The sequence below is a fragment of the Thiolapillus sp. genome, assembly GCF_048562965.1.
Taxonomy (GTDB): Bacteria; Pseudomonadota; Gammaproteobacteria; order Chromatiales; family Chromatiaceae; genus Thiolapillus; species Thiolapillus brandeum_A.
In genome coordinates this window covers 1-544 of sequence record NZ_JBHNMF010001591.1, presented here as the reverse complement: position 1 = coordinate 544, position 544 = coordinate 1, and the positions used below count along the sequence as shown (strand labels likewise).

Annotated in this window: 1 protein-coding gene; it reads right to left on the bottom strand. The window is 55.3% G+C overall.

Annotation, left to right across the window (positions count from 1 at the left end; translation table 11 throughout):
• Positions 1 to 533: MBL fold metallo-hydrolase (locus ACOCD2_RS25675; protein WP_293650908.1), on the bottom strand; the 533-nt coding region annotated here is incomplete at its 3' end.
• Positions 534 to 544 lie beyond the last annotated feature (11 nt).

Below are 544 nucleotides of genomic sequence, written 5' to 3'. Positions count from 1 at the left end.
AGACTGTCTCCTGGCGTGTGAGCCGGACCCACCCGTTGAAGTTCGAAAACGGTACTACCCAGGATAAAACGCATACTGTCAGTAAAAGTCTCATCCGCATACACCGGCTCGGTGCCAACGATTTCTTTTTCACCCACCTGATTACCCAGCATGAACATCTGGTCCTGCAGACGCTTGTGCTGATCGGCCACCACCGCCTCGCTGGCGATAACGCGGGCACCGCGTTCTTTGAAATAACCATTGCCAAGCCAGCGGTGGTCTTGTCCGCCGCTATTGAGCACATACTTCACAGGCTTGTCGGTCACCTGTTTGATCAGCCTGTCGATGGCCTCCGCTCCCTGATAGGTTCCACCGGAGTCGATCAATACCACTCCTTCGTCCGTCACCACAAAGCCAAAGGTCGCGTTGTTTCCCAGGTTCTGTGGCGTACGCCCACCATAAGGGCCGACTACCGCATATACCTGTTCAGACATCTTTTGCAGACGGAGGCCATTGCCATTCTCCAGCGCCTGAGCGACTCCAGATAGAAGCATGAGCAGCAGCG